The following is a 26,118-nucleotide window of genomic DNA, read 5'->3' on the forward strand; positions in this document are numbered from 1 at the left end:
AATCAGCACAGTTTCGAGCGCTCGACATGCCGGCGCCCATGGGGCAATCTGCTCGCCAGGCACCGCCCGCCGGGCGCCTGGCCTGTCCGCTGAATGCAGGAGAAAGCGTCATGATGCAGAGCGCGTTCGCGACCCTTTGCCAAGGGAGCGAGACCAACCGTCCGCACACCATCGAAGAATTACTGGCCGGCGTGGGGCTGTTGTTGCCGATGCTGGACGTGATTCCCAATGCTGCGATCTTTATCAAGGACGTGCAGGCGCGCTACGTATTGGCCAACCGCACCCTGGTGCAACGGTGTGGGTTGAAACACTTGCAACCGCTGCTGGGGAAAACCAGCGCCGAGGTCTTTCCCGCGCAGTTGGGGCCCGGCTATACCGAACAGGATCGACGGGTGCTGGAGCAGGGATTTGTCCTGGAAGACCAGTTGGAACTGCACCTCTACGGCACCCGCGAGCCGGGTTGGTGCCTGACCCACAAATGGCCGCTGTACAGCCGCGAGGGAGCAATCATCGGCCTGGCGGGCATCTCGGTCGACCTGCAAACCGCCAGTGAAACCCATCCGGCCTATCAACGCCTGGCGGCGGTGGACGAGCACATCCGGGCGCATTTCAATCGGCGTGTCACGTTGGGTGAGTTGACGCGGATTGCCGGGATTTCAGTGGCGCAACTGGAGCGCTACTGCAAGCGCGTGTTCCACCTCACGCCGCGTCAGATGATCCAGAAGGTGCGCCTTGAGCATGCGCATCGGCTGCTGCATACCGAGCTGCCGATCACTGAGGTCGCGTTGCAGTGTGGGTATACCGACCACAGTGCGTTTACCCGGCAGTTCAAGGCGTTGACCGGGTTTACGCCGCGCCAGTATCGTCAGGCGACCGGTGGGCAGTGATGTCTAATTGGATCTACGTGAATGTCATGAGCAGCGGTGGCGCCAACAAGGAGGGCGCCAACGCTCTTCGCAGTTGCGCAAACCTGGTCAGTTTTATCCCTGCCGTTGGTGTGACTTATCAAGTCATCCAGTCCGTGCCCGTCTTCAACCATAGTCGTGTTCAAACTGTCAGGAGTCCAACGAGATGGAATCGGCGATAGAGTTATCTTTCGAAGTTACCGAGCAAGAGCGCCAGGCCATTCTCCAGCCGCTGCGGGAATACAACATCAGCCAATGCGGCGAGAACCCGTTCGAAACCTTCGGGTTGTTGTTGCGCGATCCCGCCAGCCGGGAAGTGGTGGGCGGTCTGTACGGGAAAATTTCCTATGGCTGGATGTTCGTTGAGCTGTTGAGCGTGCCTGAGTCAATGCGCACTCAAGGCATGGGCTCGCGGCTGATGCACGCGGCAGAGGGGCTGGCACGGGAGAAAGGCTGTGCGGGGATCTGGTTGGACACCTTCAGCTTCCAGGCGCCCGGATTCTATCGGAAGCTGGGTTTCAGCGAGTTCGGGCATATTGCCGAGTACCCGCCAGGACACACGCGCCACTTTTTCCAGAAGCATCTGGGCTGAGGGCTAGCGGGTCACCGACCGCCACGTGACCAAGCCGTCCAGCCCTTGATCGGACTCAAAGTACCTGAGCACGTTCTGCGCCTGGGCCTTCTCTTCAAACGGGCCAACAAAGGCGTGAGGCCGCTCATCGAGCACGGTGGGCACATCGAGCGCTCGCAGTTGCGCAACCCGTTCGCCAAACGCTTTGTCGGTATCGCCGGTAAGGCGCGCCACCCAGCCGCTGCGATACAAATGCCCTCTAACGCTTCAAACACCCACAAACTTTATTGGATTGCAGCAACAATTTTTCTTGTTGGACACCTCCCTCCCCAAGCAGCAAAGATGCCGCCACTGACGCTCGACCTTCCAGGTCAACAATAAAAAATCGAGCCGGGCTGCACGCCGTTTTCTTGCAGTGAACCCCTTTGTTCACTACCTGCTTTACTGGCGCCGCAGCGCGCACTTAAGGACCTCACCACCATGCAAACTGTTGTGAACCTATGGCCGCTGATTGGCGTACTCGTCATCGTGGTCGGCTTTGTGTTGCGCTTCAATCCGCTGCTGGTCGTCACGGCGGCAGCGATTGCCACCGGCTTTGCCGCCCACTTCCCACTGGAAAAGATCCTCGCCACCATGGGCGACGGCTTCCTCCAGACCCGCGCCTTGCAATTGATCCTGTTGTTGCCCCTGGCCGTCATCGGCTTGCTGGAGCGCCATGGCTTGCGCCTGCATGCGCAAAACTGGATCGCGCGTTTTGAGCGGGCCACGGTCGGGCGCTTGCTGATCATCTACCTGTTTGTGCGTGAATCCACAGCGGCCATGGGCCTGACCAGCCTGGGCGGGCACCCGCAGATGGTGCGCCCGTTGCTGGCGCCGATGGCGGAAGGCGCGGCGGAAAAACGCTATGGCAAACTTCCCGACAAGCTTCGCCACAAGGTCCTGGCCATGTGTGCCGCGACCGACAACGTCGGGCTGTTTTTTGGCGAGGATATCTTCGTCGCCTTTGGTGCGATTGCGTTGATGCACACCTTCCTGCTGGGTTCGGGGATTGATGTCGAGCCTCTGCACATTGCGGTCTGGGGCATCCCGACGGCCATCTGCGCCTTCATCATTCACGCCATCCGCTTGCACCGCTTTGACCGAATGCTGACCCGAGAGCTGTTACCGGCCAAGCAAGCGGAGGCGGCGCAATGATCATTTCCATTGAATACCTGTACTGGCTGGCCGGCATTCTGCTGGTGATCACCTCCGGGATGATCCTGATGGATCGCACCCACCCCAAGCGCTGGTCGAGTTCGTTGTTCTGGCTGCTGTTTGCCATTCCGTTCCTGGTGGGGGAGCGTCTGCCTTCGGTAGTGGTCGGCGTGGGCGTTGTGGTCATGGCGCTCATTGCGGGCCTGGGCGGCGTAGGCCGTGGCGCGCACGCTCAGTTGCATGACAAGGCCGCACGGGCCAGCGCTGGTCGCCTGGGGCATAAATTGTTTATCCCGGCATTGGCCATTCCGTTGACCACGGTGATCGGCTCGGTGCTGCTCAAGCACACCGAGATCGGCGGCGTGCCGCTGCTGGACCCGAAGAACACCACCTTTGTTTCCCTGGGCATCGGCTGCCTGATTGCACTGGCGCTGGCCTGCTGGCTGACGCGGGACACCCCGGTGCAAGCCCTTCGCGAATCCCGGCGCCTCACCGAAGCGCTGGGCTGGGCGATGGTGCTGCCGCAGATGCTGGCGATGCTCGGGCTGTTGTTCAACGAAGCGGGCGTGGGCACGGCGGTTGCGCACATCACCACCACCTACATCAACCTGGATTACAAGCTGGTAGCGGTGATGGTGTATGTGTTGGGCATGGCGCTGTTTACCGTGATCATGGGCAATGGCTTTGCCGCCTTCCCGGTGATGACCGGCGGCGTGGGTGTGCCGGTGCTGGTGGGTATCTACGGCGGTAACCCGGCGGTGATGGCCGCCATTGGCATGTTCTCCGGTTACTGCGGTACGTTGATGACACCCATGGCGGCCAACTTCAATATTGTTCCGGCGGCGTTGCTGGAGCTGCCGGATAAAAACGCGGTGATCAAGGCGCAGATGCCGACGGCGTTGATGATGCTGGTGGTCAATATTGTCCTGCTCTACCTGCTGATGTGAGGCTGTAATGCGCACTGTATTGCTGACGGGTTTCGAACCGTTTGACCAAGACCTTATCAACCCGTCCTGGGAGGCGGTACGCCTGTTGGAGGGTGTGCCGTTGGGCGCTGATGTGCGGATTGTCGCGCGGCAGTTACCCTGCGCCTTTGCCACGGCGGGCGAGCGCCTGGCTCAGCTGTTGGCCGAACATCGTCCGCAGATGGTCATTGCGGTCGGGCTGGGTCCCGGGCGCAGCGATATTTCCATCGAGCGGGTCGCGATCAACCTCAATGATGCGCGGATCCCGGACAACCTGGGTGAGCAACCTATCGACACGGAAGTGGTGCCCAGCGGCCCAGCGGCCTACTTCGGTACCTTGCCGAGCAAGGCCATGGTGAGGGCCGTGCGCGAGGCCGGCATTGGGGCCAGCGTGTCGCAAACCGCCGGCACTTTCGTGTGCAATCAGGTGTTCTACCTCTTGCAGCACGCGCTCGCCGGGTCTGGGGTGCGCAGCGGTTTCATCCATGTGCCGTGGCTGCCCGAACAGGTGGCGGGCCGCGTACCCGAGCCGCCCTCGATGGCGTTGCCGATGCAGGTTGAAGGGTTGCGAATTGCACTGCTGACGGCCTGGAATACCCAGGTGGATATCACTGAACCGGGTGGGCAAGTCAGCTGAGGTTTTCGGCTTCGCGTCCCGGGAAAAACAACGCGAAGCACGTCACGCCGTCCTCGCTGCTGACGCTGTAGCGCCCGTTGTGCAACTGCATGATGGTCGCGACGATGGACAGCCCCAGCCCATTGGAATGCGCCGAGCGTTCCCGGGATTCATCCACCCGATAAAACCGCTCGAACAACCTCGGCAAGTGCTCCGCCGGGATGGTCGCCCCATGGTTGGTCACCGTCAGGCTGATGCCTTCGGCGCCGGGTGTGGCCTGGATCAGCAGTTCAGAACCTGGCGCACCATATTTGATGGCGTTGGCGCACAGGTTGGCCAGGGCGCGGCGCAACAGCATCGGTTCGGCCCAGATCACACCGGTGCCTCGGGCGAGGATGCTGATGTCGACATCGCCCGCCGGCCCTTCGAAATAGTCGGCCATGCGTTCCACTTCATCGGCCGCATCCAGTTCCTGGCGTTGGCGCAAGGCGCTGGCGGGGTCGGTGCGGGCCAGGAACAGCATGTTGTCGAGCATGCGCGCCAGGCGTTCAAGTTCTTCGACGTTGGAGGCCAGCAGTTGTTGGTAGGCCTCGACGCTGCGGTGTTGCTGCAACGCCACCTGGGTTTCCCCCAGCAAGTTGTTGATGGGCGTGCGCAGTTCGTGGGCCATGTCGGTGGAGACCTGCCCTAACTGTACGAAGCCCTTGGCCAGGCGTTCGAGCATGGTGTTGAACGAATCAATCATCGGCAGCAATTCTTTGGGGGCGCCCTGGCTGTCGAGGCGCGCGGCAAGGTTGCCGACGCCGATGCCCTGGGCATGCACCGCCAGGCGCCGCAACGGCAGCAAGCCACGATGCACCATCAGGTAACCGACCACCGCCAGTACCAACGCAGCGATGCTGGCGAGGATATAGACACTCAGCCGGTAGCTGGCGAGCACAGCGGTGCGCTCGGTCATCAGGCGCCCGGTGGTGACTTGCAGGCTGCCCTGGTCGCCGGAATCGATGGTGGCGGCCAGCATGGAGAAGGGCACTCCGTTGACGCCAGGCAAATGCTGCACATCGGCGAAGTCCAGGGCATGGTTTCTGGGCACCGGTGTCACGGCGGGCATATCGATGTTGCCGGGGTTCACCTCCAGCAACGGCTTCTGCCCCGGTGCGGTGATGCTCAGCACCGATTCGCGGTTGCCCAGCATGTTTTGGAACAGCTCCGGCTTGGTCTTGATCAGGTCCAGGGTGTTGCTGTCGTTCAGCAGGTTGCGCAGTTGGTCGACGCGGTAAATCAGCGCGGCATCGTCCCGGTGGATCAACTCGCGCTCAAGGTCGCGGTACAGCGCCACGCCGAGGGTCGCCAGCAGGGCGAACGCCAGCAAGGCAAAGATCAGTGCCAGGCGCAGTGTCAGGGAGTAATGCCGAGGCTTGCTCATGGCTGCGTATCGAAGCGGTAGCCGATGCCGCGCACGCTGTGGATCAGCTTGAGCTGGAACGGGTCGTCGATTTTCAGACGCAAGCGGCGAACGGCCACGTCGACCACATTGGTGTCGCTGTCGAAATTCATGTCCCACACCCGCGAGGCGATCAGCGAGCGCGACAGCACCTGGTCCTGGTGGGTGGCGAACAAGTGCAACAAGGCGAACTCCTTGTTGGTCAGGGTGATGCGCACACCGCCGCGGGTAACGCGGCGCTTGAGCACGTCGATCTGCAGGTCGGCGATCTGCAGTTGTTCTTCTTCACGGCTTGGCCCGCGCCGGGTCAGGGTGCGCAGGCGCGCCACCAGTTCGGCAAAGGAAAACGGCTTGATCAGGTAATCGTCGGCGCCCAGTTCCAGGCCCTTGATGCGGTCGGCAATGTCGTCCCGGGCGGTGAGGAACAGCACCGGGGTGTCGGCTTCCTTGCGCAGGCGACGCAGCACTTCCCAACCGTCCATCTTCGGCATCATCACGTCCAGCACGATCACGTCGAACGGGGTTTCCAGGGCCTGGTGCAAACCGTCCACACCGTCGCGGGCGAGGCTCACGGAGTAACCCAGTTCCTGCAGGCCGTTAAGCAGGTAGTTGCCCGCCTTGGGCTCGTCTTCGACTACGAGGATATTCATGGGAGTTGCCCTGGTGATGTGCCGGTGTTTCGTGGCGCAAGTGTAGCCCGATCAATTGTCATTGGGGCAGCCGATGCCCTGTACCTGATAGTCCAGCACGTGTTCGCGGCCCTGGCTGTCGAGGTAGTCGAGGCGGGCGGGGACAATGCCGCACTGGCCGTAGGTGTCGGTGCTCGACAGCACTTTGGCCACGTCCATGTGCATGAAGAAGCCGGGCGTGTCATGGATGACCGAAGTGGTATCGGCAAACGCCGAACCGGTGGCGAGGAGGGCAGCAAAGCCGAGGATAAACAGTTTCATGGCGGTATCTCTCTTTAAGGGTTGGCTGCCGGTATCCGGCAGTGAGTTCACAGTAACCAGGCGACACAAACAGCCAACCAACAGGATGATGACAAGATCGTAATGAAGGGATCAGGGCTGGCGGCCGGAGGCTTCGAGGATCAGGTCGGTGATTTCCTTGGCGTGGGAAACCAGCGACAAGTGGCTCGACGGCACCTCGATGGTGGTGGCGTTCATGCGCTTGGCGAGGAAGCGTTCCAAGTCGGGGTTGATGGTCTGGTCGTTGCTGGACACCGCATACCAGGACGGTTTGGTGTGCCAGGCGGCGTTGACGGTGCGGCCGCTGAACAGGGTCTTGGCGATCGGTTGTTGTACGGCGTACAGCTCCATGGCCTTGGCGTGGGGCACGTCGGCAGCGAAGTACTTGAGGAAGGCGTCCTGGTTCAGGGTCAGGTAGCCGTCGTGCTCCACCACACCGGCCCGTACGGGTGTGCTCGGGTACTTGGCGGACAGGGCGACGAAGTCTTCGTTGGCGTCCGGGGCGCGAGCGGCGACGTATACCAGGGAGCTGACCTTGGGGTTGACCCCGGCATCGCTGACCACGGTACCGGCGTAGGAATGGCCGACCAGCACGGTAGGACCGTCCTGCTGATCGAGTACGCGATTGGTGGCGGCAACGTCATCCGCCACCGAGGTCAGCGGGTTTTGCACGGCGGTCACATGCAAGCCGGCGGCCTGCAGGCGGGTGATCACTTCGGACCAACTGGAACCGTCAGCCCAGGAGCCGTGCACCAGTACCACGTTGTTGGCTTTCACCGGTGCAATCGGGCCGGCCATGGCGGTACCGGTGCCCAGCATCAACAGGCTGGCGGCGATCAGGCAGAGTTTGCTTGCAGGTTTCATCGGGCGGGCTCGCTTCTTTATCAGTGGGAAGTTGGGTCACCGGCTGTGGGTGACTGACGACTTCACTGTATGAAGTGAGGGTGCTGGCAACACTGACAGCTTGATGACAAGTTTGTAATGCAATGGGCAGCCTGGAGCTGCCCTTGTTGGGCGCAGATTCATCAGACAGTACGGGCTGCCTGCAGGCGTTCAGCGCCACCTTCCGCCAGGCCGCGTTCGTGCAGGCGATCGGCGCCGCCCTCGGCGAGCAGATGGGATGGCTGGGCTTTGGCTGCGGCGGCGTGGGTGTTGGCCGACGCGATGGATGACAGCCCGAGGCCCGCGACGACAGCCAGGCCGAATACCAGGGACGAAGCTTTCGAGAGATTGAACATGATGAGGCTCCTACGCGTGAGCCAGCCGGATTGGCTGGTGGTCGTAGTTAATCCCCGGGGTGTATCCGCCATGTGTGCCCGGGCGTGGCGAAATGCAGGTTCGCGTATCCAGGCAGGGTTTCCATACAGTCCGATACAAACCACGGGAAGGTTTACAGCGTTTGGGGCGATCCGTAGATTGCATCGGGCAAGTGGTTCGTCAGTACCCAAGACCGGGTGACGAAAACATGAGGAAGCCGAGCAGTGTCCACCCGCGATTCAGCTGTATTCACCAACCGTTACCGCGCCTTTCTGTTCGATATGGATGGCACACTCCTGAACTCCATTGCCGCCGCCGAGCGGGTTTGGGCGACCTGGGCTGAGCGCCATGGGTTGGATGTTGCGGCCTTTCTGAAGACCATTCATGGCGCCCGGGCCATCGATACCATCACCCGTCAGGCATTGCCCGGGGTTGACGCGCAGGCGGAGGCGCAATGGATCACCGAGGCTGAACTCGAGGATGTAGAAGGGGTGGTGGCGATTGCCGGCGCGGTGGAATTTCTCAACACGCTGCCCGGCGATCAATGGGCGCTGGTCACGTCCGCACCCAAGGCATTGGCTCTGCGCCGTATGCGGGCGGCCGGGATCAATCCACCGGCGGTGTTGGTCACCGCGGAGGATGTCGCCAGTGGCAAGCCGGATCCGGCCTGTTATGTGCTCGGTGCGCAACGGCTGGGAGTGCCGGTGCAGGACTGCCTGGTGTTTGAAGATGCCAGCGTCGGGATTCGTGCCGGCGAGGCGGCGGGGGCCGACGTGATGGTGGTGACGGCAACGCACCACACGCCTATGGTCACGGAACACCCCTCGATTGCCGGGTACGAGCATCTACAGGTTTTGCGGGACGATGCCGGGCTGTTGCACCTGCAGCGCCTGACATAAAAAAGGCCGATCCGGTTAACCGGATCGGCCTTCTTTGTAAACGGACGGTTTTACAGACGCTCAGGACGAGGCTTTCCGGCGATCACTGCGAGGGGCTCGTCGACACAATTTTCGATGAATGGCAGCCTGGAGAGGCTGGAGACAGAAGACAAACAAGTACGCCCCCAGGAACAGCGCCAGGTCCAGCCAGGAGTAGGCATTATCGGAGATGCCCTCCATTTCGTACCGCACGGCATACTCCAGCCCGAAAAAGACCACGGCGATCAACCCGGCGATCGTCCAGGACTTGGATAAAGAAGGCTGTTTATCAGGACGCCTCATCAACGTGCTCCTTGGCGCGCTGCAGACTGTAAAAGATTTGTCACGAGATTCGGCTGTGGAAAACTCAACAAGTTCCATTTGTATGCAAGCTGTTTCATGCGTAAAGGGCACCCAGCGGCTATTACTGTGAAGGGTTCCTGCCTTCCGTCATGCAAAGGGAGTACGCCTTATGTTCGTTCAGTGGTTTCTTGCAGCCGTCCATTTACTGGCATTCGCTATGGCGCTATCGGCCGTGCTAGCTCGAGGCAAGGCTTTGCGCAACCTGGTAGAGAGTGAACCATCCACCGTGCGCCGTGTATTGATCACGGACAATATCTGGGGAGTCAGTGCCCTGATATTGTTGGTAACCGGTGGCATGCGGGCCTTTGGCGGCTATGAAAAAGGCGGTGATTATTACCTGCACCAGCCGTTGTTTCACGTGAAGATGACGCTGCTGGTATTAATTTTGTTACTGGAGCTCGCGCCGATGATCCGCTTTATCAAGTGGCGCATCGCTTTGGCGCGCGGCGCGCATCTCGATTTGCATCAGGCAGGTCTTTTTGCGCGCATCAGCCACCTGCAGGCGTTGCTGGTGGTGCTGATGATGATTGCAGCGACGGGAATGGCACGTGGCGTAGGCCTGGGGTAGCAGTGGGCTGGCGCTGGAATAAGGGAACAGGGCGCGCTGGCCACGGGAAGCCGCGAGCAGGCTAAAGGAGGTTTTCGCCAGCCGTTACAGTGAACGAAAGGGCTGGCTACTGGAGGCGCTTCAAGGTGTCTGGTTTTTATCCGGAGCCGTCAGGCCCGCCTGGATACGTTGGTAGATCTCCTCGCGATGCACGGCAACGTCCTTTGGAGCATTGATGCCGATTCTTACTTGCTGGCCGCTAACGCCCAGGATGGTGATAGTAATGTCATCACCGATGTTTATGCTTTCACCGACTTTGCGGGTGAGTATCAGCATGGACTTCTCCTTGATTGCTTTGAAGGACACATGTTTCAGACAGGGCAGATGTCGGATGTGTGTAGCTTACTGCGAAGCGCTTCCCTGTGGCTGCCTCTTTTAGGACGCATAGAGGCGGCATTAATTCCCATGCCGCCATCATACAGGTCTGCGATACATGATTCGCATTGTTTAAGCCAACGTTTATGACGGCCAGAATAGACAGTGAATGATAAAGTCGCCTCTTTGATCCTCTAAGGAGCAGGGTAGTGCGTAAAGTAGCGATGGCAATTGCGGTGTTGGCATTGGCCGGTTGCGGTGAAGGTAAAAGTGTCGATGCCCCCAAGGCCAGGCCCGCCGTTGCCGAGGCGCCCGCCCAGGCCCAACCAGCGGTCGGTGCGATCGCCGCTCAAGAGTGGGATGTATGGGTGGGGCCGCCGGATCACAAGCTGCAAGCGATAACTGACCTGACCGCGTGGTTGCTGGAACACGGTTTCAGTTTTTATCTGACGAAGGAAGACGGTAAGGATCAGGTACTGCTGGGCCCCTTCAGCACCAAGGCCGAGGCCGAGGCCAAGCAGGTGCAGTTGACCGAGAAACTGGCCACTGCGAAGAAAAATGACACCGTGTCCGAGGTCATCGAACACAAGGTTGCACAGTAAAGGACCGACAAGCGGGAGCCCATGGCGCTCCCGCTTTTTACGTTCAGCCGCAGGCTTTCAAGTTCACCGGGCCGACAAATTCATTGCCGCGCCCCATCACGCACGCCACGGTTTGATTGCGCTGGCGTTCCCAGGCTTGTACCGGGTAGGTCTTGTTCCAGGCTTCGTAGAGCTGGCGGTCCTGCTTCGACAAGCGCAGGCCATACTGCTTGCTCATATAAAAGTAAGTACGGGCAATCATCCCGCGAATGGACGGGCGGGGCATGACCTTCTTGGCCTTGAAATCTACCTGGGTCAGGCATGATCCATATTGCCCGCTTTGTACCGGCAGCCAGCCAAAACTGAAGTTGTTCCGGTCGCCATTGACCTCGCCGATACTCGGCACCAGGTTGTGCAGGTCGGCCTCAGCGCGCTTGTACACCGCATCCTTGCGGGTGCAGTTCTTGCGTCCGCCGTCTTGCCAACACTGGCGCTGATGGCCGATCTGCCAGGCCGGAACAATGTGTTCCCATTCAATACGCGCCGCCCGGTTGGCGTTCTTGCGCGGGACATAGCCGCAGGCTTTCAGGTCCACCCGGTTACCGTTGTATTTGCAGCCGCAATAGAACTCCGTGGATTGCGGTTCATACAGTTTCCAGGCGATTTTCTTGGCTTCGCTGAACGTCTTGGGCGCTTGGGCGTGAGCGGTGACAGCAAAAAACACACACAACAGACTGATAAAACGGACACTCATTGACTCAATCTTCCTTCGGCACAACCCAGAAAATCTGCACGCCACCGTCATCGCGATAGGCGAGGGTGACGTTGTCGTTTTCTGCGATTTCCTCCAGTAGTCGTGCCCACTCGTCTTCCGGTTCCTCCGGCAAACGGAAGATCAACGCCGCCTTGTTCTTCTGGGCGTTGGTGGAATTGATGATTTTTTGCACGCGAATGGCCAGGCGTTGATAGGCGTCAGGCGCTGCTGGTGCTGCGGAAGAGGGCTTTGCCACGGAGTATTCCTTATTAGGCTGTACGTGCATACAGTATTTAACTGTGGGCAATTTCGCAACTGCTTAAAATCCAGGAAGTTCTTCTGACAATGCTTTTGCCGAGTTGGTGTAGGAGGGCTTTGTTTTTCAAAGGTTTATTGCGCGGTGGGTAAAGCGGGGCAATTTGGACCCGCTCGCGGTGCGCCACGAGCGGGATGGCCCAACCGTTACCGGCTGGGCCAGGAAGCGATCAATATTCCCAGAACATCCGTTGCAGTTCCTTGCTGTCCTGAGTCTTGGTCAGGGCGACCATGGCCAGGATGCGGGCTTTCTGCGGGTTCAGATCATGGGCAACCACCCAGTCGTATTTGTCGTCAGGCTGTTCGGCGTTACGCAGAACGAAACCGCCGGCATTCACGTGGGAAGAGCGAATGATCTGCACGCCTTGCTTGCGCAGTTCCTGCAGGGCCGGTACTACCTTGGAAGACACCGAGCCATTGCCAGTACCTGCGTGGATGATGGCTTTCGCACCGGCCTGGGCCAGGGCCTTGTAGGCTGTGTCGCTTACGTTGCCGTAGGAGTAGGCGATTTCGACGTCCGGCAGACTTTTGATGGTCTTGATGTCGAATTCCGAGTTCATGGTGTGGCGCTTGGCTGGCAGGCGGAACCAGTAGGATTTGCCTTCAACCACCATGCCCAGCGGGCCCCACGCGCTCTTGAACGCTTCAGTCTTGATGTTGATCATCTTGCTGACGTCGCGACCCGATTGGATCTCGTCGTTCATGGTCACCAGCACGCCTTTGCCGCGGGCGTCTTTACTGCCGGCGACGGCAACGGCGTTGTACAGGTTGAGCATGCCGTCAGCCGACATGGCGGTGCCTGGGCGCATCGAGCCGACCACGACGATTGGCTTGTCGGTCTTTTCCACCAGGTTGAGGAAGTAGGCAGTCTCTTCCAGGGTGTCGGTACCGTGGGTGATCACAATGCCATCGACGTCCTTGCTGTCGGCCAGCTCGGCGACGCGGCGACCCAGTTGCAGGAGGTTTTCGTTGGTGATGCTTTCGGAGGCAATTTGCAACACTTGCTCGCCGCGTACATTGGCGATCTGACTAAGCTCAGGAACGCCGGCGATCAATTGTTCGATGCCGACTTTGGCGGCCTGGTAGGTCGCGCTGTTGGCCGCGCTGGCGCCAGCGCCGGCGATGGTGCCGCCGGTGGCAAGGATCACCACGTTGGACAGTTTTTGCTGGGTTTCAGCTTCTTTTGCCTGAGCGGCAACAGGGAACAGCAGCAGGAGGGCTAACGCGCCCGGAACGAAGGTTTTCAACGCAGATTTCATTATTCTTCTCTCTAGTTTTTGATGAGTGCTGGTGCAAGTTCATCTAGAAACACCCGGGCGGTTCTGAACGCCGCGAGGTGCTGAGTAAGAGCAGGATTTGTACCAGCGGTATTTTGTTTGGGAATAGAATTTAACCTATTGATTTATATCTATATTTATTTGATTTTTAAGCAAAGGGCTTCGTCTTTTGTCCGGCTTTCCGAACAAAACGGCGTGCGAATGTTCGGTTGTCCGAAAAGGATGACGGAAAAGTTTGAGTTTAAACGCAGAAGGCACATCGCGACCTGTCGTTTCAGAGAACGATCAAGCCGCATCGATGTTTAGGGAGGACAGCCAATGGGGAAGGGGCGGGGCGTAGAGCGGATTCATCAAAAGGCTGTTTTCTTCCGTTGACAAATCTCGACAAGCTTCTCATAGTTTGACCTAACGCAAACGTTTGCGAGATGTTTCACGGGGTGCTCCCTGAGTGTCGTGAAAGCTCGTATCAGCCGCCCGGGTGGGATGGCTGCCGAAGCGTTCTTCGGTGCAAGCGTTGCTCACAATAATCATAAGATCGGAGTGAACCCATGAAGCTGCCATTCGCTGGACGTCTTCTTGCTGTCGCTGTGCTTGCTGCCGCATCCGCTGCCCTGCCTCTTTCCTCTGCATTTGCTGACGAGACCGCCGCCAAACCCAAGGTCGGCCTGGTCATGAAATCCCTCGCCAACGAATTCTTCGTCACCATGCAGGACGGCGCCAAGTCCTACCAGAAAGAACACGCCGCCGATTTCGACATGATCACCAACGGGATCAAGAACGAAACCGATACCAGTGCCCAGATCGATATCGTCAACCAGATGATCCTCGCCAAAGTAAACGCCATCGTGATCGCGCCTGCGGACTCCAAGGCGTTGGTCACTGTGCTGAAGAAAGCCTCCGATGCAGGCATCAAGGTCGTCAACATCGACAACCGCCTTGATCCGCAAGTGCTGAAAAGCAAAAAACTCGATATCCCGTTTGTAGGCCCGGATAACCGCAAAGGGTCCAAGCTGGTGGGCGACTATCTGGCCAAGCAACTGGCTGCGGGTGACAAGGTCGGCATCATTGAAGGTGTGCCGACCACCACCAACGCCCAACAGCGTACCGCAGGCTACAAAGATGCGATGGACGCTGCCGGCATGAAGATCGTCTCCACCCAGTCGGGTAACTGGGAAATCGACCAGGGTCAGAAAGTCGCTTCCGCCATGCTGAGCGAATACCCGGACCTCAAGGCATTGTTGGCCGGTAACGACAACATGGCCCTGGGCGCTGTCTCTGCCGTACGTGCGGCAGGCAAGGCCGGCAAGGTTCTGGTCGTGGGCTACGACAACATCGAAGCCATTAAACCCATGCTGCAGGACGGCCGCGTATTGGCGACCGCCGACCAGGCGGCTGCCCAGCAAGCGGTGTTCGGTATCCAGAACGCGCTCAAGCTAGTCAAGGGTGAAAAAGTCGATGCCAAAGACGGCGTAATCGAAACCCCGGTCGAACTCGTCCTCAAGAAGTAATTCCCGGCAGCACCAAACAGCGTCCGCTCACTCGAGCGGACGCCTGGAGACGTTCCTATGTCATCTTCCGCACCGAACGCTGTCCTCTCGGTCAGCGGTATCGGCAAGACCTATGCCCAACCGGTTCTGTCCGACATCACCCTGACGCTCAATCGTGGGGAAGTGTTGGCGCTTACCGGTGAAAATGGCGCGGGGAAAAGTACCCTGTCGAAAATCATCGGCGGGCTGGTCACGCCGACCGATGGCCAGATGCAGTTCAATGGCCAGGCCTACACGCCGGGCAGCCGGACCCAGGCTGAAGAGCAGGGCATCCGCATGGTCATGCAGGAACTCAACCTGCTGCCGACCCTGACGGTCGCCGAAAACCTGTTCCTCGATAACCTGCCCAGCCACGGTGGCTGGATCAGCCGCAAGCAACTGCGCAAGGCCGCGATTGAAGCCATGGCCCAGGTTGGCCTGGACGCTATCGACCCGGATACCCTGGTCGGCAGCCTTGGCATCGGCCACCAACAGATGGTCGAGATCGCTCGCAACCTGATCGGCGATTGCCACGTATTGATCCTCGACGAACCCACGGCGATGTTGACCGCCCGTGAAGTCGAGATGCTGTTTGAACAAATCACCCGCCTGCAGGCCCGGGGCGTGGCGATTATCTATATTTCCCACCGGCTCGAAGAACTCGCCCGTGTCGCCCAGCGCATTGCAGTACTGCGTGACGGCAAGCTGGTGTGTGTCGAGCCGATGGCCAACTACAACAGTGAGCAACTGGTCACGCTGATGGTGGGCCGCGAACTGGGCGAGAAAATCGACCTGGGCCCGCGCACCATCGGCGCGCCGCTGTTGACGGTAAAAGGCCTGACCCGCTCGGACAAGGTCCGCGATGTGTCCTTTGAAGTGCGTGCCGGTGAAATCTATGGCATCTCCGGCCTGATCGGTGCTGGCCGTACAGAGTTGCTGCGCCTGATCTTCGGTGCCGATATCGCCGACAGCGGCACCGTGGCCCTGGGCACACCCGCGCAAGTCGTCAGCATTCGTTCGCCTGCCGACGCGGTCGGTCATGGCATCGCCCTGATCACCGAGGACCGTAAGGGCGAGGGCCTGCTGCTGACTCAATCCATCGGCGCCAATATTGCCTTGGGCAACATGCCGAAGGTCTCCAGCGGTGGCCTGGTGAATAGTCGTGACGAAACCGCCTTGGCCAAGCGCCAGGTTGACGCCATGCGCATCCGCAGTTCCAGCCCGGCGCAGTTGGTGTCCGAACTGTCGGGCGGTAACCAGCAGAAGGTGGTGATTGGCCGCTGGCTGGAGCGCGACTGCGAAGTGATGTTGTTCGATGAGCCGACCCGGGGCATCGACGTTGGCGCCAAATTCGATATTTATGCGCTGCTCGGCGACCTGACCCGCCAGGGCAAGGCGCTGGTGGTGGTGTCCAGCGACCTGCGTGAGTTGATGCTGATCTGCGACCGCATCGGCGTGCTTTCCGCCGGGCGCCTGATCGAGACTTTCGAGCGCGACAGCTGGACCCAGGACGAATTGCTTGCCGCTGCTTTTGCCGGCTATCAGAAACGTGATGCGCTGCTCAATGACGCAGCGCCTAGGGAATACCCCATGAAAACCATTTCCTCCCCTGCAAAACGTGGCGGCAACTTTTACGGCCTGGGCACTTACCTGGGCCTGGCCGGTGCTTTGCTGGCGATGATCGCGTTGTTCTCGTTCCTGAGTGACCACTTCCTCTCGTACGATACCTTCAGCACCCTGGCCAACCAGATTCCCGACCTGATGGTATTGGCGGTGGGCATGACCTTCGTGCTGATCATCGGCGGCATCGACCTTTCCGTAGGCTCGGTGCTGGCTCTTGCTGCATCGGCCGTCAGCGTGGCGATTCTCGGCTGGGGCTGGAGTGTGTTGCCGGCAGCCATACTGGGCATGGGCTGCGCCGCGTTGGCCGGTACCATTACCGGTTCCATCACCGTGGCCTGGCGCATCCCGTCGTTCATCGTGTCCCTCGGCGTGCTGGAAATGGCCCGCGGTGTGGCGTACCAGATGACCGGCTCGCGCACCGCATACATTGGTGATTCGTTTGCCTGGTTGTCCAACCCGGTGGCCTTCGGGATTTCGCCTTCGTTCATCATCGCGTTGCTGGTGATCATCGCCGCGCAGCTTGTGCTGACGCGTACCGTGTTCGGTCGCTACCTGATCGGCATCGGCACCAACGAAGAGGCTGTGCGCCTGGCCGGTATCAATCCAAAACCCTACAAGATCCTGGTGTTCAGCCTGATGGGCCTGCTGGCCGGCGTGGCGGCACTGTTCCAGATTTCGCGCCTGGAAGCGGCGGATCCAAACGCCGGTTCTGGCCTGGAGTTGCAAGTGATTGCTGCCGTGGTCATCGGCGGCACCAGCCTGATGGGTGGGCGTGGCTCGGTGATCAGTACCTTCTTCGGCGTGCTGATTATCTCGGTCCTCGCGGCAGGGCTGGCGCAGATTGGCGCCACTGAACCGACCAAACGTATCATCACCGGTGCCGTGATCGTGATCGCGGTGGTGCTGGATACTTACCGCAGCCAGCGCGCCAGTCGGCGAGCCTGAGCCATGGCAACGATCAAGGATGTGGCGGCGCTTGCGGGAATTTCCTACACCACGGTGTCCCATGTGGTGAACAAGACGCGCCCGGTCAGCGAGCCGGTACGGATCAAGGTCGAAGCGGCCATCAAGCAGCTCGACTATGTGCCCAGTGCTGTCGCGCGGTCGCTGAAAGCCAAGACCACCGCGACCATCGGCCTGTTGGTGCCCAACAGCCTCAACCCGTATTTTGCGGAGCTGGCCCGGGGCATCGAGGATTACTGCGAACGGAATGGCTATTGCGTGATCCTCTGCAACTCCGACGATAATGCTGAAAAGCAGCGCAGCTACTTGAGGGTGCTGTTGGAGAAGCGCATTGACGGCTTGATCGTGACCTCGGTAGGCGGTGATGACAGCGGCCTGGCGACGGGCCTGAAAGCGGTGCGTACGCCGATGGTCATCGTCGACCGTGCACTCGACGGGATCGATGTGGACCTGGTGCGCATCGACCACGAACAGGGCGCCTACCTGGCGACCCGTCATCTGTTGGATTTGGGGCACCGCGACATTGCCTGCATTGGTGGCCCGAGCCATACCCGCGTGGCGCAGATGCGTATGGCGGGCTACTACCGCGCCCTGGCCGAGGCCGGGCTTGAAGTACCGGCCGGCCGTGTGCTGGAGAGTGATTTCACCAGCACTGGTGGTTACGCGGCGGCGGCGCAATTGCTGGCGGATAATCCCCCCAGTGCGATTTTTGCCGGCAACGACATGATCGGCTTCGGCGTATTGCGCGCGGCGGCCGAGCGTAATATCCGCGTGCCCGGTGAGCTGTCGGTGATCGGGTTCGATGATATTCAAATGAGCCAGTACGTGTACCCGGCGCTGACCACGGTGGGCCAGTCGATCCTGCAACTGGGAGAGATGGCCGCCGAGATTTTGCTGCGACGAATTGCGACACCCCAATTGCCGATCGATCAACGCATCGTGACGCCGAGTATTGTTCTGCGCGAGTCAACGGCGCCGTTGGCCGGTGTGTTTGCCCAATACCGCTGAACCGAATTGATGAGTACTGATGTATGCCAGCAAAAGTAGTGGTAATAGGCAGCCTGAACATGGACCTGGTCACCCGGGCCAGCCGGCTGCCCCGCGCCGGTGAAACCCTGATCGGCCAATCGTTTTCCACCGTTCCCGGCGGCAAGGGCGCAAACCAGGCAGTCGCTTCGGCGCGTCTTGGGGCCGAAGTCGCGATGGTCGGTTGCGTGGGCACCGATGCCTATGGCGCGCAATTGCGCGACGCACTGTTGGTGGAAGGCATCGATTGCCAGGCCGTCAGCACCGTCGACGGGTCCAGCGGTGTGGCGCTGATCGTGGTGGATGACAGCAGTCAGAATGCGATCGTTATCGTCGCCGGTAGCAATGGCGAGCTGACCCCGGCCAAATTACAGACCTTCGACAGCGTGCTGCAGGCTGCCGACGTGATTGTTTGCCAGCTTGAGACGCCGATGGACACTGTCGGCCATGCCCTCAAGCGCGGCCGCGAACTGGGCAAAACGGTGATCCTCAATCCGGCGCCGGCCAGCGGTCCGCTGCCTGAGGATTGGTACGCCGCCATCGATTACCTGATTCCAAACGAAAGCGAAGCCTCGGCCTTGAGTGGCGTGGTGGTGGATTCGCTGAACAGCGCCAAGGTCGCCGCCACGCACCTGATCAAGGCCGGCGCCGGCAAAGTCATTATTACCCTCGGCGCCGAGGGCGCTTTGTTTGCCGATGGCCATGGCTTTGAGCACTTGGTGGCGCCCAAGGTCAAGGCGGTCGATACCACCGCTGCCGGTGACACCTTCGTCGGTGGTTTTGCGGCGGCACTGGCTAACGGTAAAAGCGAGGCCGAGGCCATTCGTTTTGGCCAGGCGGCGGCTGCGCTGTCGGTCACCCGTGCCGGTGCGCAACCGTCCATTCCTACATTGCATGACGTCCAAGGTTTAGTGTCCTCATGAAAAAGACTCCCTTGCTTAATATCGCGCTGTCGCGGGTGATCGCATCCCTTGGCCACGGCGACATTCTGGTGATCGGTGATGCCGGCCTGCCGGTGCCGCCTGGCGTTGAGCTGATCGACCTGGCGCTGACCAAAGGCATCCCGGATTTCGTCAGCACCTTGCGCATTGTTCTCAGCGAAATGCAGGTGGAAAGCCACGTGCTGGCGGAAGAAATCCTGCTCAAGCAACCGCCGGCCCTGACGGATCTCAATACCCTGACCGAACAGGCCGCCCTCGGCGAGCGCCGCCTGCTCAGCCATGAAGAGTTCAAGCAGCTCAGCCGCAAGGCGAGGGCGGTGGTGCGCACCGGTGAGTGCCAGCCTTACTGCAATATCGCGCTGGTCTCCGGCGTAACGTTCTAGAATTCCCAACGACAAGGAGTGCGTCATGCAACGTGGTACCCAAACCCTGCGACACCTTTTCCGGAGTGTGCTGCTTTTGTCCTTCCTAACTGCTGCAAGCGCCCACGCGGCGGAAAAAATCGACCTGATCATCGATACCGATCCCGGGGCGGACGATGTGGTGGCCTTGTTGTTCGCCATGGCTTCGCCCGATGAGCTGAACATCCGCGCGCTGACCACCGTTGCCGGTAACGTGCGCCTGGACAAGACCTCCCGCAATGCGCGCCTGGCTCGCGAGTGGGCAGGGCGCGAGGAAATCCCGGTATACGCCGGTGCACCAAAACCGATGCTGCGCACGCCGATCTACGCCGAAAACATCCACGGCAAGGAAGGCATCTCCGGCGTCACCGTGCATGAGCCGAAGAAAGGCCTGGCCGAAGGCAATGCCGTTGATTACCTGATCAAGACCCTGAGCACCGCCAAGCCCCACAGCATCACGATCGCCATGCTTGGCCCGCAGACCAACCTGGCGCTGGCATTGACCCAGGCGCCGGAGATCACTCAAGGCATCAAGGAAGTGGTCGTGATGGGTGGCGCGCACTTCAACGGTGGCAATATCACGCCGGTGGCCGAGTTCAACCTGTTCGCGGATCCGATCGCGGCCGAAATCGTGCTCAAAAGCGGCGTCAAGCTGACTTACCTGCCGTTGGACGTGACCCACAAAGTCCTGACCAGTGACGCACGCCTGAAGCAAATCGCTGCGTTGAACAACAACGCGAGCAAGGTGGTGGGCGATATTCTCAATGAATACGTCAAAGGCGACATGGAGCACTACGGCATCCCGGGTGGCCCGGTACATGACGCTACCGTCATTGCCTACCTGCTCAAGCCTTCGCTGTTCAGCGGCCGTGAAGTCAATGTGGTGGTGGATAGCCGTGAAGGCCCGACCTTCGGCCAGACCATCGTCGATTGGTACGACGGCCTGAAACAACCGAAGAACGCGTTCTGGGTTGAAAACGGCGATGCCCAAGGCTTCTTCGATCTGCTGACCGAGCGTCTTGGTCGCCTGAAGTAAGCGGTTTACCGGTCGGCGTTCGTCGGCCGGGTCTTATTCGCGCTCGGGGTCTGGTGCTCCCATGTGATCGGCCGGGTATTTCTCGAATACCTGGCCGATAAATGCCTGCGCGGCCTGAGTCCCCAGTTCCTTGACCAGCAGGTCGATACCGATGATTGCCAACTCCTCCGGGCTGCCCGGGCTATAGGAGCTTTGCCCTTGGGGCCACTTGGCTTTGATGTCGGCGTGGATCGTGACGATGGTCATGGGTGTCTCGCGAGGCTGGAAGGCGGTTGGTGCTGTCTTGCGAGTGGAGTTAACCATTTTGCGCAGCGTTTGGCACTGCTACTTAGGCATGAGGGGAGGGCTGTGCGACACTGTTCGCCTGTTTAATTGCCAGGGCAAACCGCGTGCAGATCGATTTGAACAACCCCGAGAGCCTGACGCTGGAGGCTGTGAAACAGTTGCTGGCCTCCGCCAGTGACAACGTCCACACCCAATTGCGCGTCACCAAAGCCGGCATTGCCTACATCTCTTCGGGTGTGGTGGGCGGTGTTGATATCGACGGCCTGCTGTTTCGTCTCGAAACCTGGGCGGCGGGTTCCGGTTATGTCGGCAACGTCGCAGCCAGCGACGAGGTGTGGGTGATGCAGATTTTCAACGCGCTCAAGCAGAACTGGCCGACGCCGCCGTTTGATTACATCGACATCTACTGAGCGCGTTCATATCTGGTGACGATTGATTCGCAGGCCCCCAGCGTCGACTCAGGCAGACTGGCCCATGGCCAATTGTGACAATTCGGAAACCAATCGGCCAAACCGCGGTCGCACGGTCTCTGCCCATTTTTTCTTAAAGGAGGCTTCATGCCTTGGAAGCTCGCATCATTCGGTACTTTGTTGGCTGCGCTTGTCTTGACGGGTTGCAGCACCCCGGGTACCTCTGAGCCAGCCAAAGACACTGCCGTGACCGATGCTGGTCATAGCCGCTGTGAGGCGAAGGCTGCCGAGTTCGCAATCGGCCAGAAGGCTTCACCGCAATTGCTGGAACAGGCCCGTAGCCGCGCAGGTGCGCAGAACGCACGCATTCTCAAGCCAGACGACATGGTCACCCTGGAATACCGCTCCGATCGCCTGAACCTCAATACCGATGACAACCTGGTGATCAATCGCGTCAATTGCGGCTGATTGCTTAAGCGCTTTTCTCCAGCACATAAAAAACCCCGTCACATGGACGGGGTTTTTTTAGTTCGGCGCAGAATTACTCTGGGCGAACCTGTGCAGCTTGCATACCCTTTTGGCCTTTCTCAGCCACGAAGGAAACGGTTTGGCCTTCTTTCAGGCTTTTGAAACCGTCGCTTTCGATAGCTTTGAAGTGTACGAACAGGTCGTCACCGCCACCTTGAGGAGTGATGAAGCCGAAGCCTTTTTCATCGTTGAACCATTTAACGGTGCCGGTTTGGCGATTAGACATGGTGTATCTCCAAGAAACATATATTTTCAGTAGTGCTGTGCTGCTCAGGCCAACTGGGCACACCGAGCTATCATAGTCGAAATGTTCGACTTGGGAGCCCCCCCAAGGCATTGTTTGCTAATCAATCGTGTTGTGTTTCATGCCTTGGTTGGCTAAAAGCCCCGAACTACGGGGCTTTTAGGCGAAATATCAGTTGGTAAAAAAAGCCGTAAAAGCTGCGTAATTTGTGAGAAATGGCAGTTTTCAGGGCGTTTTTTGGTCCTTTAGCCGGTCTGCCGGGTTGTGAAAATTACTTTTTCTTCACGACTTTGCAGGACGAAATCGCCGCGACAGCTTTGTTTTTCAGCTCGGGGCTCGCGTTCTGGTTGGTCATGAGCTCTTTGATCTCGGCAGTGCTCAATTCGGCATTGATCTTGTCCGCGCCACATTCGCAATGGTCTTTGGCGGTTTTGGCATCAACGCTTTGCTGGGCGGCTGTACTGCAATCCTTGATGAAGCCTTCCCGTGCACCGGCGGGCCAGTTCGACGGGGCTGCGGCGTGCGCACCCAGGGACATGAGGGTCAGGGATGCGGCAAGGGCGAAAGTCGAGGTAAAACGCATAATGAAATGCTCCTGGAGTCATGGACGAACAGTGATTCTCGGTGTGTTTGAGGGCCGCCGTACAGTTCAAGTTCACTTTTGCCCCTAAAAGCCGGGAATTTGCGTTTCGTTAATCGGCGTCGGCACCATGACCGTTCATCTGTGCTAGCATCTTCCGCTTGGCTATTTTCCGGCGCGCCCTATGCCGCCTCGCCAAGGTCTTTTTTGTTTAACTCCAGTCACTCTGGTTCGATTACCGGTTGGCCGAAAGGCTCCTGCCGCTGTAAGGCAGGCGTTCATCCTTGAACGGCCTGGTGTTGGATCTTGTACTGGCTCATCCCAACCCACGTGACCTTTGGTAGGGGTCACCACTAGGAGAGGAGGCGCCATGCCAACTATTACTCTTCCCGACGGCAGTCAACGTTCATTCGATCATTCGGTTTCCGTAGCCGAGGTCGCCGCATCCATTGGTGCCGGCCTGGCCAAGGCCACCGTGGCCGGCAAGGTCGACGGCAAGCTGGTTGACGCCAGCGACCTGATCAGCGGCGATGCCAGCCTGCAAATCATTACGCCCAAGGATCAAGAGGGGCTGGAGATCATTCGCCACTCTTGCGCGCACCTGATTGGCCACGCGGTCAAACAGCTGTACCCAACCGCGAAGATGGTCATCGGCCCGGTCATCGACGAAGGCTTCTATTACGACATCGCCTACGAGCGTCCTTTCACTCCGGACGACCTGGCGGCCATCGAGCAGCGCATGCACGCGCTGATCGAAAAAGATTACGACGTCATCAAGAAAGTCACTCCGCGTGCCGAAGTGATCGATGTGTTCACTGCCCGCGGCGAAGACTACAAGCTGCGCCTGGTGGAAGACATGCCGGACGAGCAGGCCATGGGCCTGTATTACCACGAAGAATACGTCGACATGTGCCGTGGCCCGCACGTGCCGAACACGCGCTTCCTCAAGTCGTTCAAGCTGACCAAGCTGTCCGGTGCCTACTGGCGCGGTGACGCGAAGAACGAACAACTGCAGCGGATCTACGGCACTGCCTGGGCTGATAAGAAGCAGCTGGCGGCCTACATCCAGCGCATCGAAGAAGCCGAAAAACGCGACCATCGCAAGATCGGCAAGCGCCTGAACCTGTTCCACCTCCAGGAAGAAGCGCCGGGCATGGTGTTCTGGCATCCGAACGGCTGGACCCTGTACCAGGTGCTTGAGCAGTACATGCGCAAGGTTCAGCGCGACAACGGCTACCTTGAGATCAAGACGCCGCAAGTTGTTGACCGCAGCCTGTGGGAGAAATCCGGGCACTGGGCCAACTACGCCGACAACATGTTCACCACCCAGTCGGAAAACCGCGACTACGCCATCAAGCCGATGAACTGCCCGTGCCACGTACAGGTGTTCAACCAAGGCCTGAAGAGCTACCGCGAGTTGCCGATGCGCCTGGCCGAGTTCGGTGCCTGCCACCGTAACGAGCCATCGGGTGCACTGCACGGCATTATGCGTGTACGTGGCTTCACTCAGGATGACGCCCACATCTTCTGCACCGAAGAGCAGATGCAGGCCGAGTCCGCTGCGTTCATCAAACTGACCATGGACGTTTATCGCGATTTCGGCTTCACCGAAGTCGAAATGAAGCTGTCCACTCGTCCGGAAAAACGCGTGGGTTCCGACGAGCTGTGGGATCGCGCAGAAGCTGCACTGGCCGCAGCGCTCGACAGTGCGGGGCTTGCATACGACCTGCAGCCGGGCGAGGGCGCGTTCTACGGTCCGAAGATCGAGTTCTCGCTGAAAGATTGCCTTGGTCGCGTCTGGCAGTGTGGTACCCTGCAGCTCGATTTTAACCTGCCGATCCGTCTGGGAGCCGAATACGTCTCCGAAGACAACAGCCGTAAACACCCGGTTATGCTGCACCGGGCGATCCTCGGCTCGTTCGAACGGTTCGTCGGGATCCTGATCGAGCACTACGAGGGTGCATTCCCTGCGTGGCTGGCTCCGACCCAGGCAGTGATCATGAATATCACTGATAAACAGGCAGATTTTGCCGCTGAAGTTGAAAAAACTCTCAATGAAAGCGGATTTCGTGCCAAGTCCGACTTGAGAAATGAAAAGATCGGCTTTAAAATCCGCGAGCATACTTTGCTCAAGGTTCCCTATCTTTTGGTTATCGGAGATCGGGAAGTCGAGATGCAGACTGTCGCTGTGCGTACTCGTGAAGGTGCTGACCTGGGCTCGATGCCCGTCGCCCAGTTCGCTGAGTTCCTCGCGCAAGCGGTTTCCCGGCGTGGTCGCCCAGATTCGGAGTAATTATTATTAAGCGTGAAATGAGACAAGATAAACGAGCTGCACCGAAAGCCCCGATCAACGAGAATATCTCGGCACGCGAGGTTCGGTTAATTGGCGCTGACGGCGAGCAGATTGGCATCGTCTCGATTGATGAAGCGCTTCGTATTGCTGAAGAGTCCAAATTGGACCTGGTGGAAATTTCCGCCGATGCAATCCCACCCGTTTGCCGGGTGATGGACTACGGCAAGTCGATCTTCGAGAAGAAGAAGCAGATTGCCGCGGCGAAGAAGAACCAGAAGCAGATTCAAGTGAAAGAAATCAAGTTTCGTCCAGGGACGGAGGAAGGGGATTACCAGGTAAAACTGCGCAACCTGGTACGTTTCCTGAGTGATGGGGACAGGGCCAAGGTATCCTTGCGATTCCGCGGCCGTGAGATGGCCCACCAGGAGCTGGGGATGGAACTCCTCAAGCGGGTTGAAGCTGACCTGCTCGAGTACGGTTCGGTCGAACAGCATCCTAAGATGGAAGGACGCCAGCTTATTATGGTCATCGCCCCGAAAAAGAAGAAGTAATCAATAGGGCACGGCAGGCCTTCTGATTATGTTTATCAACTGAATGCGGAGTACCGAACATGCCAAAGATGAAAACTAAAAGTGGTGCTGCTAAGCGGTTTCTGAAAACTGCTAACGGTATCAAGCACAAGCACGCTTTCAAGAGCCACATCCTGACTAAAATGTCGACCAAGCGTAAGCGTCAACTGCGCGGTAGCAGCTTGCTGCATCCGTCTGACGTCGCAAAAGTCGAGCGCATGCTGCGCCTTCGTTAATTTTAGTCAAGAATAGAGGAAGTAACTCATGGCTCGTGTAAAGCGTGGCGTCATGGCGCGTAAGCGCCACAAGAAAATTCTGAAACTTGCTAAAGGCTACTACGGCGCGCGTTCACGCGTATTCCGTGTTGCCAAGCAAGCGGTTATCAAGGCTGGCCAATACGCCTACCGTGACCGTCGTCAGAAAAAACGTCAGTTCCGCGCTCTGTGGATCGCTCGTATCAATGCTGGTGCACGTGTTAACGGTCTGTCCTACAGCCGTTTCATCGCTGGCCTGAAAAAAGCGTCCATCGAGATCGACCGTAAGGTTCTGGCTGATCTGGCAGTGAACGAAAAAGCGGCGTTTGCTGCGATTGTCGAGAAAGCTAAAGCCACCTTGGCTTAAGTACCCCCGACAGTCACCCTGGG

At 59.1% G+C, this 26,118-nt stretch carries 34 protein-coding genes and 1 pseudogene; 21 read left to right on the forward strand and 14 right to left on the reverse strand.

The features are described from left to right. Window positions 1–110 precede the first annotated feature (110 nt). Both ACUN0G_RS09370 and ACUN0G_RS09375 read left to right on the forward strand, forming a co-directional pair. Window positions 111–887, forward strand: coding sequence for an AraC family transcriptional regulator (locus ACUN0G_RS09370; protein WP_421523407.1), 777 nt, complete (start codon window positions 111–113; stop codon window positions 885–887). Between the two features lie 184 nt (window positions 888–1,071). Beyond that, entirely contained in the window at window positions 1,072–1,497 is a 426-nt protein-coding gene (locus tag ACUN0G_RS09375) for a GNAT family N-acetyltransferase (RefSeq protein WP_445573195.1), read from the forward strand. Window positions 1,498–1,500: 3 nt separating this feature from the next. Here ACUN0G_RS09375 and ACUN0G_RS09380 read toward each other — a convergent pair whose 3' ends face one another. After that, a complete protein-coding gene (locus ACUN0G_RS09380; protein ID WP_445573196.1) occupies window positions 1,501–1,728 on the reverse strand; it encodes an SPOR domain-containing protein in 228 nt (75 codons plus the stop codon). Window positions 1,729–1,956: 228 nt separating this feature from the next. On the opposite strand from ACUN0G_RS09380, the gene ACUN0G_RS09385 reads away from it, so the two are divergent. Genes ACUN0G_RS09385 through pcp form a run of 3 tightly spaced genes read left to right on the forward strand, consistent with a single transcriptional unit; the run spans window position 1,957 to window position 4,272 of the window. After that, the gene (locus ACUN0G_RS09385) at window positions 1,957–2,670 is read left to right on the forward strand and encodes a DUF969 domain-containing protein (protein ID WP_177071439.1); all 714 of its coding nucleotides are present in this window, start codon (window positions 1,957–1,959) and stop codon (window positions 2,668–2,670) included. Beyond that, on the forward strand, window positions 2,667–3,617 hold the full coding sequence (locus ACUN0G_RS09390) for a DUF979 domain-containing protein (RefSeq protein WP_063031687.1): 951 nt from the start codon (window positions 2,667–2,669) through the stop codon (window positions 3,615–3,617). Before ACUN0G_RS09385 ends, ACUN0G_RS09390 begins: the two co-directional genes overlap by 4 nt. Before the next feature lie 7 nt (window positions 3,618–3,624). Further along, complete coding sequence (gene pcp, locus ACUN0G_RS09395; RefSeq protein WP_445573197.1) at window positions 3,625–4,272, forward strand: pyroglutamyl-peptidase I; 648 nt, start codon at window positions 3,625–3,627, stop codon at window positions 4,270–4,272. On the opposite strand, the gene ACUN0G_RS09400 is transcribed toward pcp, so the two are convergent. The 5 genes from ACUN0G_RS09400 to ACUN0G_RS09420 all read right to left on the reverse strand — a co-directional run bounded on the left by ACUN0G_RS09400 (window position 4,265) and on the right by ACUN0G_RS09420 (window position 7,901). Continuing rightward, on the reverse strand, window positions 4,265–5,677 hold the full coding sequence (locus ACUN0G_RS09400) for a heavy metal sensor histidine kinase (RefSeq protein ID WP_258344705.1): 1,413 nt from the start codon (window positions 5,675–5,677) through the stop codon (window positions 4,265–4,267). The genes pcp and ACUN0G_RS09400 overlap by 8 nt on opposite strands. Further along, complete coding sequence (locus ACUN0G_RS09405; protein ID WP_063031680.1) at window positions 5,674–6,345, reverse strand: heavy metal response regulator transcription factor; 672 nt, start codon at window positions 6,343–6,345, stop codon at window positions 5,674–5,676. The genes ACUN0G_RS09400 and ACUN0G_RS09405 overlap by 4 nt, the downstream gene beginning before the upstream one ends. 51 nt (window positions 6,346–6,396) lie before the next feature. Continuing rightward, complete coding sequence (locus tag ACUN0G_RS09410) at window positions 6,397–6,645, reverse strand: DUF2790 domain-containing protein (protein WP_421523412.1); 249 nt, start codon at window positions 6,643–6,645, stop codon at window positions 6,397–6,399. Window positions 6,646–6,756: 111 nt separating this feature from the next. Continuing rightward, a complete protein-coding gene (locus ACUN0G_RS09415; protein ID WP_421523413.1) occupies window positions 6,757–7,527 on the reverse strand; it encodes an alpha/beta fold hydrolase in 771 nt (256 codons plus the stop codon). 161 nt (window positions 7,528–7,688) lie between these two features. Next, window positions 7,689–7,901: a phage infection protein gene (locus ACUN0G_RS09420; protein WP_421551668.1), complete on the reverse strand. Its 213-nt coding sequence runs from the start codon at window positions 7,899–7,901 to the stop codon at window positions 7,689–7,691. A 243-nt stretch (window positions 7,902–8,144) separates the two neighbouring features. On the opposite strand from ACUN0G_RS09420, the gene ACUN0G_RS09425 reads away from it, so the two are divergent. Next, entirely contained in the window at window positions 8,145–8,819 is a 675-nt protein-coding gene (locus ACUN0G_RS09425; protein WP_445573198.1) for an HAD family hydrolase, read from the forward strand. A 60-nt stretch (window positions 8,820–8,879) separates the two neighbouring features. On the opposite strand, the gene ACUN0G_RS09430 is transcribed toward ACUN0G_RS09425, so the two are convergent. After that, the gene (locus ACUN0G_RS09430; protein WP_258344710.1) at window positions 8,880–9,140 is read right to left on the reverse strand and encodes a hypothetical protein; all 261 of its coding nucleotides are present in this window, start codon (window positions 9,138–9,140) and stop codon (window positions 8,880–8,882) included. 169 nt (window positions 9,141–9,309) lie between these two features. Here ACUN0G_RS09430 and ACUN0G_RS09435 point away from each other — a divergent pair, with 169 nt between their 5' ends. Further along, complete coding sequence (locus tag ACUN0G_RS09435; protein ID WP_421551666.1) at window positions 9,310–9,768, forward strand: DUF2214 family protein; 459 nt, start codon at window positions 9,310–9,312, stop codon at window positions 9,766–9,768. A gap of 120 nt (window positions 9,769–9,888) precedes the next feature. Here ACUN0G_RS09435 and csrA read toward each other — a convergent pair whose 3' ends face one another. Continuing rightward, entirely contained in the window at window positions 9,889–10,083 is a 195-nt protein-coding gene (gene csrA, locus ACUN0G_RS09440) for a carbon storage regulator CsrA (RefSeq protein ID WP_003192511.1), read from the reverse strand. Between the two features lie 263 nt (window positions 10,084–10,346). On the opposite strand from csrA, the gene ACUN0G_RS09445 reads away from it, so the two are divergent. Further along, window positions 10,347–10,724, forward strand: a complete 378-nt coding sequence (locus ACUN0G_RS09445) for an SPOR domain-containing protein (protein ID WP_226477700.1) — start codon at window positions 10,347–10,349, stop codon at window positions 10,722–10,724. Window positions 10,725–10,767: 43 nt separating this feature from the next. Here ACUN0G_RS09445 and ACUN0G_RS09450 read toward each other — a convergent pair whose 3' ends face one another. The 3 genes from ACUN0G_RS09450 to ACUN0G_RS09460 form a co-directional block, all read right to left on the reverse strand. After that, complete coding sequence (locus tag ACUN0G_RS09450) at window positions 10,768–11,457, reverse strand: endonuclease I family protein (RefSeq protein ID WP_258344712.1); 690 nt, start codon at window positions 11,455–11,457, stop codon at window positions 10,768–10,770. Between the two features lie 4 nt (window positions 11,458–11,461). Next, complete coding sequence (locus tag ACUN0G_RS09455; protein WP_201142495.1) at window positions 11,462–11,713, reverse strand: DUF1654 domain-containing protein; 252 nt, start codon at window positions 11,711–11,713, stop codon at window positions 11,462–11,464. A 229-nt stretch (window positions 11,714–11,942) separates the two neighbouring features. Next, window positions 11,943–13,031 carry an asparaginase gene (locus tag ACUN0G_RS09460; RefSeq protein ID WP_076014615.1) on the reverse strand — a complete coding sequence of 363 codons (1,089 nt, stop codon included), beginning with the start codon at window positions 13,029–13,031 and terminating at the stop codon, window positions 11,943–11,945. A 566-nt stretch (window positions 13,032–13,597) separates the two neighbouring features. On the opposite strand from ACUN0G_RS09460, the gene ACUN0G_RS09465 reads away from it, so the two are divergent. The 7 genes and pseudogenes from ACUN0G_RS09465 (at window position 13,598) to ACUN0G_RS09495 (ending at window position 20,565) form a co-directional block, all read left to right on the forward strand. Next, entirely contained in the window at window positions 13,598–14,557 is a 960-nt protein-coding gene (locus tag ACUN0G_RS09465; RefSeq protein ID WP_445573199.1) for a sugar ABC transporter substrate-binding protein, read from the forward strand. 57 nt (window positions 14,558–14,614) lie between these two features. Beyond that, window positions 14,615–16,138 (forward strand): annotated as a pseudogene (locus ACUN0G_RS09470) (sugar ABC transporter ATP-binding protein); the annotation flags it as partial. Window positions 16,139–16,165: 27 nt separating this feature from the next. Continuing rightward, window positions 16,166–17,143, forward strand: a complete 978-nt coding sequence (locus ACUN0G_RS09475) for an ABC transporter permease (protein ID WP_063031658.1) — start codon at window positions 16,166–16,168, stop codon at window positions 17,141–17,143. A 3-nt stretch (window positions 17,144–17,146) separates the two neighbouring features. Further along, complete coding sequence (locus tag ACUN0G_RS09480) at window positions 17,147–18,169, forward strand: LacI family DNA-binding transcriptional regulator (RefSeq protein ID WP_063031656.1); 1,023 nt, start codon at window positions 17,147–17,149, stop codon at window positions 18,167–18,169. Window positions 18,170–18,192: 23 nt separating this feature from the next. Further along, complete coding sequence (rbsK, locus tag ACUN0G_RS09485) at window positions 18,193–19,110, forward strand: ribokinase (protein WP_445573200.1); 918 nt, start codon at window positions 18,193–18,195, stop codon at window positions 19,108–19,110. After that, window positions 19,107–19,511, forward strand: coding sequence for a D-ribose pyranase (gene rbsD / locus ACUN0G_RS09490; RefSeq protein WP_258344720.1), 405 nt, complete (start codon window positions 19,107–19,109; stop codon window positions 19,509–19,511). Before rbsK ends, rbsD begins: the two co-directional genes overlap by 4 nt. A 25-nt stretch (window positions 19,512–19,536) precedes the next feature. After that, the gene (locus tag ACUN0G_RS09495; RefSeq protein ID WP_421551661.1) at window positions 19,537–20,565 is read left to right on the forward strand and encodes a nucleoside hydrolase; all 1,029 of its coding nucleotides are present in this window, start codon (window positions 19,537–19,539) and stop codon (window positions 20,563–20,565) included. Window positions 20,566–20,598: 33 nt separating this feature from the next. Here the strand turns inward: ACUN0G_RS09495 and ACUN0G_RS09500 are convergent, their stop codons facing one another. Next, window positions 20,599–20,811 carry a hypothetical protein gene (locus ACUN0G_RS09500; protein WP_076014608.1) on the reverse strand — a complete coding sequence of 71 codons (213 nt, stop codon included), beginning with the start codon at window positions 20,809–20,811 and terminating at the stop codon, window positions 20,599–20,601. A 143-nt stretch (window positions 20,812–20,954) separates the two neighbouring features. Here ACUN0G_RS09500 and ACUN0G_RS09505 point away from each other — a divergent pair, with 143 nt between their 5' ends. After that, entirely contained in the window at window positions 20,955–21,260 is a 306-nt protein-coding gene (locus ACUN0G_RS09505; RefSeq protein ID WP_258344722.1) for a hypothetical protein, read from the forward strand. A 147-nt stretch (window positions 21,261–21,407) separates the two neighbouring features. Further along, window positions 21,408–21,728 (forward strand): I78 family peptidase inhibitor, encoded by a 321-nt coding sequence (locus tag ACUN0G_RS09510; protein WP_017478844.1) that lies wholly within the window; start codon window positions 21,408–21,410, stop codon window positions 21,726–21,728. Window positions 21,729–21,801: 73 nt separating this feature from the next. On the opposite strand, the gene ACUN0G_RS09515 is transcribed toward ACUN0G_RS09510, so the two are convergent. Together ACUN0G_RS09515 and ACUN0G_RS09520 are read right to left on the reverse strand one after the other, a co-directional pair. After that, window positions 21,802–22,014, reverse strand: a complete 213-nt coding sequence (locus tag ACUN0G_RS09515) for a cold-shock protein (RefSeq protein WP_003179963.1) — start codon at window positions 22,012–22,014, stop codon at window positions 21,802–21,804. A 289-nt stretch (window positions 22,015–22,303) separates the two neighbouring features. Continuing rightward, entirely contained in the window at window positions 22,304–22,618 is a 315-nt protein-coding gene (locus ACUN0G_RS09520) for a hypothetical protein (RefSeq protein WP_258348801.1), read from the reverse strand. Window positions 22,619–22,982: 364 nt separating this feature from the next. On the opposite strand from ACUN0G_RS09520, the gene thrS reads away from it, so the two are divergent. From thrS to rplT, 4 genes are read left to right on the forward strand one after another with little or no spacing between them, the layout of a single operon-like run. Beyond that, on the forward strand, window positions 22,983–24,905 hold the full coding sequence (gene thrS, locus ACUN0G_RS09525; protein ID WP_445573201.1) for a threonine--tRNA ligase: 1,923 nt from the start codon (window positions 22,983–22,985) through the stop codon (window positions 24,903–24,905). Next, window positions 24,905–25,456 (forward strand): translation initiation factor IF-3, encoded by a 552-nt coding sequence (gene infC, locus ACUN0G_RS09530; protein ID WP_169875357.1) that lies wholly within the window; start codon window positions 24,905–24,907, stop codon window positions 25,454–25,456. Before thrS ends, infC begins: the two co-directional genes overlap by 1 nt. 59 nt (window positions 25,457–25,515) lie before the next feature. Next, entirely contained in the window at window positions 25,516–25,710 is a 195-nt protein-coding gene (rpmI, locus tag ACUN0G_RS09535; RefSeq protein ID WP_002553160.1) for a 50S ribosomal protein L35, read from the forward strand. Window positions 25,711–25,738: 28 nt separating this feature from the next. Beyond that, window positions 25,739–26,095, forward strand: coding sequence for a 50S ribosomal protein L20 (gene rplT / locus ACUN0G_RS09540; protein ID WP_003219940.1), 357 nt, complete (start codon window positions 25,739–25,741; stop codon window positions 26,093–26,095). The last annotated feature ends 23 nt before the right edge of the window (window positions 26,096–26,118 follow it).

The organism is Pseudomonas sp. 32A (genome assembly GCF_052682255.1).

Excerpts from the sequence above, each read along its gene's own strand:
- ACUN0G_RS09385 (WP_177071439.1), top strand. The coding sequence starts at position 1,957 with ATGCAAACTGTTGTGAACCTATGGCCGCTGATTGGCGTACTCGTCATC.
- ACUN0G_RS09480 (WP_063031656.1), top strand. The coding sequence starts at position 17,147 with ATGGCAACGATCAAGGATGTGGCGGCGCTTGCGGGAATTTCCTACACC.
- ACUN0G_RS09405 (WP_063031680.1), bottom strand. The coding sequence starts at position 6,345 with ATGAATATCCTCGTAGTCGAAGACGAGCCCAAGGCGGGCAACTACCTG.
- ACUN0G_RS09510 (WP_017478844.1), top strand. The coding sequence starts at position 21,408 with ATGCCTTGGAAGCTCGCATCATTCGGTACTTTGTTGGCTGCGCTTGTC.
- ACUN0G_RS09450 (WP_258344712.1), bottom strand. The coding sequence starts at position 11,457 with ATGAGTGTCCGTTTTATCAGTCTGTTGTGTGTGTTTTTTGCTGTCACC.
- ACUN0G_RS09465 (WP_445573199.1), top strand. The coding sequence starts at position 13,598 with ATGAAGCTGCCATTCGCTGGACGTCTTCTTGCTGTCGCTGTGCTTGCT.
- ACUN0G_RS09400 (WP_258344705.1), bottom strand. The coding sequence starts at position 5,677 with ATGAGCAAGCCTCGGCATTACTCCCTGACACTGCGCCTGGCACTGATC.
- ACUN0G_RS09515 (WP_003179963.1), bottom strand. The coding sequence starts at position 22,014 with ATGTCTAATCGCCAAACCGGCACCGTTAAATGGTTCAACGATGAAAAA.
- rpmI (WP_002553160.1), top strand. The coding sequence starts at position 25,516 with ATGCCAAAGATGAAAACTAAAAGTGGTGCTGCTAAGCGGTTTCTGAAA.
- ACUN0G_RS09460 (WP_076014615.1), bottom strand. The coding sequence starts at position 13,031 with ATGAAATCTGCGTTGAAAACCTTCGTTCCGGGCGCGTTAGCCCTCCTG.
- ACUN0G_RS09415 (WP_421523413.1), bottom strand. The coding sequence starts at position 7,527 with ATGAAACCTGCAAGCAAACTCTGCCTGATCGCCGCCAGCCTGTTGATG.
- rbsK (WP_445573200.1), top strand. The coding sequence starts at position 18,193 with ATGCCAGCAAAAGTAGTGGTAATAGGCAGCCTGAACATGGACCTGGTC.
- ACUN0G_RS09375 (WP_445573195.1), top strand. The coding sequence starts at position 1,072 with ATGGAATCGGCGATAGAGTTATCTTTCGAAGTTACCGAGCAAGAGCGC.
- ACUN0G_RS09435 (WP_421551666.1), top strand. The coding sequence starts at position 9,310 with ATGTTCGTTCAGTGGTTTCTTGCAGCCGTCCATTTACTGGCATTCGCT.
- csrA (WP_003192511.1), bottom strand. The coding sequence starts at position 10,083 with ATGCTGATACTCACCCGCAAAGTCGGTGAAAGCATAAACATCGGTGAT.
- rplT (WP_003219940.1), top strand. The coding sequence starts at position 25,739 with ATGGCTCGTGTAAAGCGTGGCGTCATGGCGCGTAAGCGCCACAAGAAA.
- ACUN0G_RS09420 (WP_421551668.1), bottom strand. The coding sequence starts at position 7,901 with ATGTTCAATCTCTCGAAAGCTTCGTCCCTGGTATTCGGCCTGGCTGTC.
- rbsD (WP_258344720.1), top strand. The coding sequence starts at position 19,107 with ATGAAAAAGACTCCCTTGCTTAATATCGCGCTGTCGCGGGTGATCGCA.
- ACUN0G_RS09390 (WP_063031687.1), top strand. The coding sequence starts at position 2,667 with ATGATCATTTCCATTGAATACCTGTACTGGCTGGCCGGCATTCTGCTG.
- ACUN0G_RS09445 (WP_226477700.1), top strand. The coding sequence starts at position 10,347 with ATGGCAATTGCGGTGTTGGCATTGGCCGGTTGCGGTGAAGGTAAAAGT.
- ACUN0G_RS09370 (WP_421523407.1), top strand. The coding sequence starts at position 111 with ATGATGCAGAGCGCGTTCGCGACCCTTTGCCAAGGGAGCGAGACCAAC.
- ACUN0G_RS09475 (WP_063031658.1), top strand. The coding sequence starts at position 16,166 with ATGAAAACCATTTCCTCCCCTGCAAAACGTGGCGGCAACTTTTACGGC.
- thrS (WP_445573201.1), top strand. The coding sequence starts at position 22,983 with ATGCCAACTATTACTCTTCCCGACGGCAGTCAACGTTCATTCGATCAT.
- pcp (WP_445573197.1), top strand. The coding sequence starts at position 3,625 with ATGCGCACTGTATTGCTGACGGGTTTCGAACCGTTTGACCAAGACCTT.
- ACUN0G_RS09495 (WP_421551661.1), top strand. The coding sequence starts at position 19,537 with ATGCAACGTGGTACCCAAACCCTGCGACACCTTTTCCGGAGTGTGCTG.
- ACUN0G_RS09410 (WP_421523412.1), bottom strand. The coding sequence starts at position 6,645 with ATGAAACTGTTTATCCTCGGCTTTGCTGCCCTCCTCGCCACCGGTTCG.
- ACUN0G_RS09500 (WP_076014608.1), bottom strand. The coding sequence starts at position 20,811 with ATGACCATCGTCACGATCCACGCCGACATCAAAGCCAAGTGGCCCCAA.
- ACUN0G_RS09430 (WP_258344710.1), bottom strand. The coding sequence starts at position 9,140 with ATGAGGCGTCCTGATAAACAGCCTTCTTTATCCAAGTCCTGGACGATC.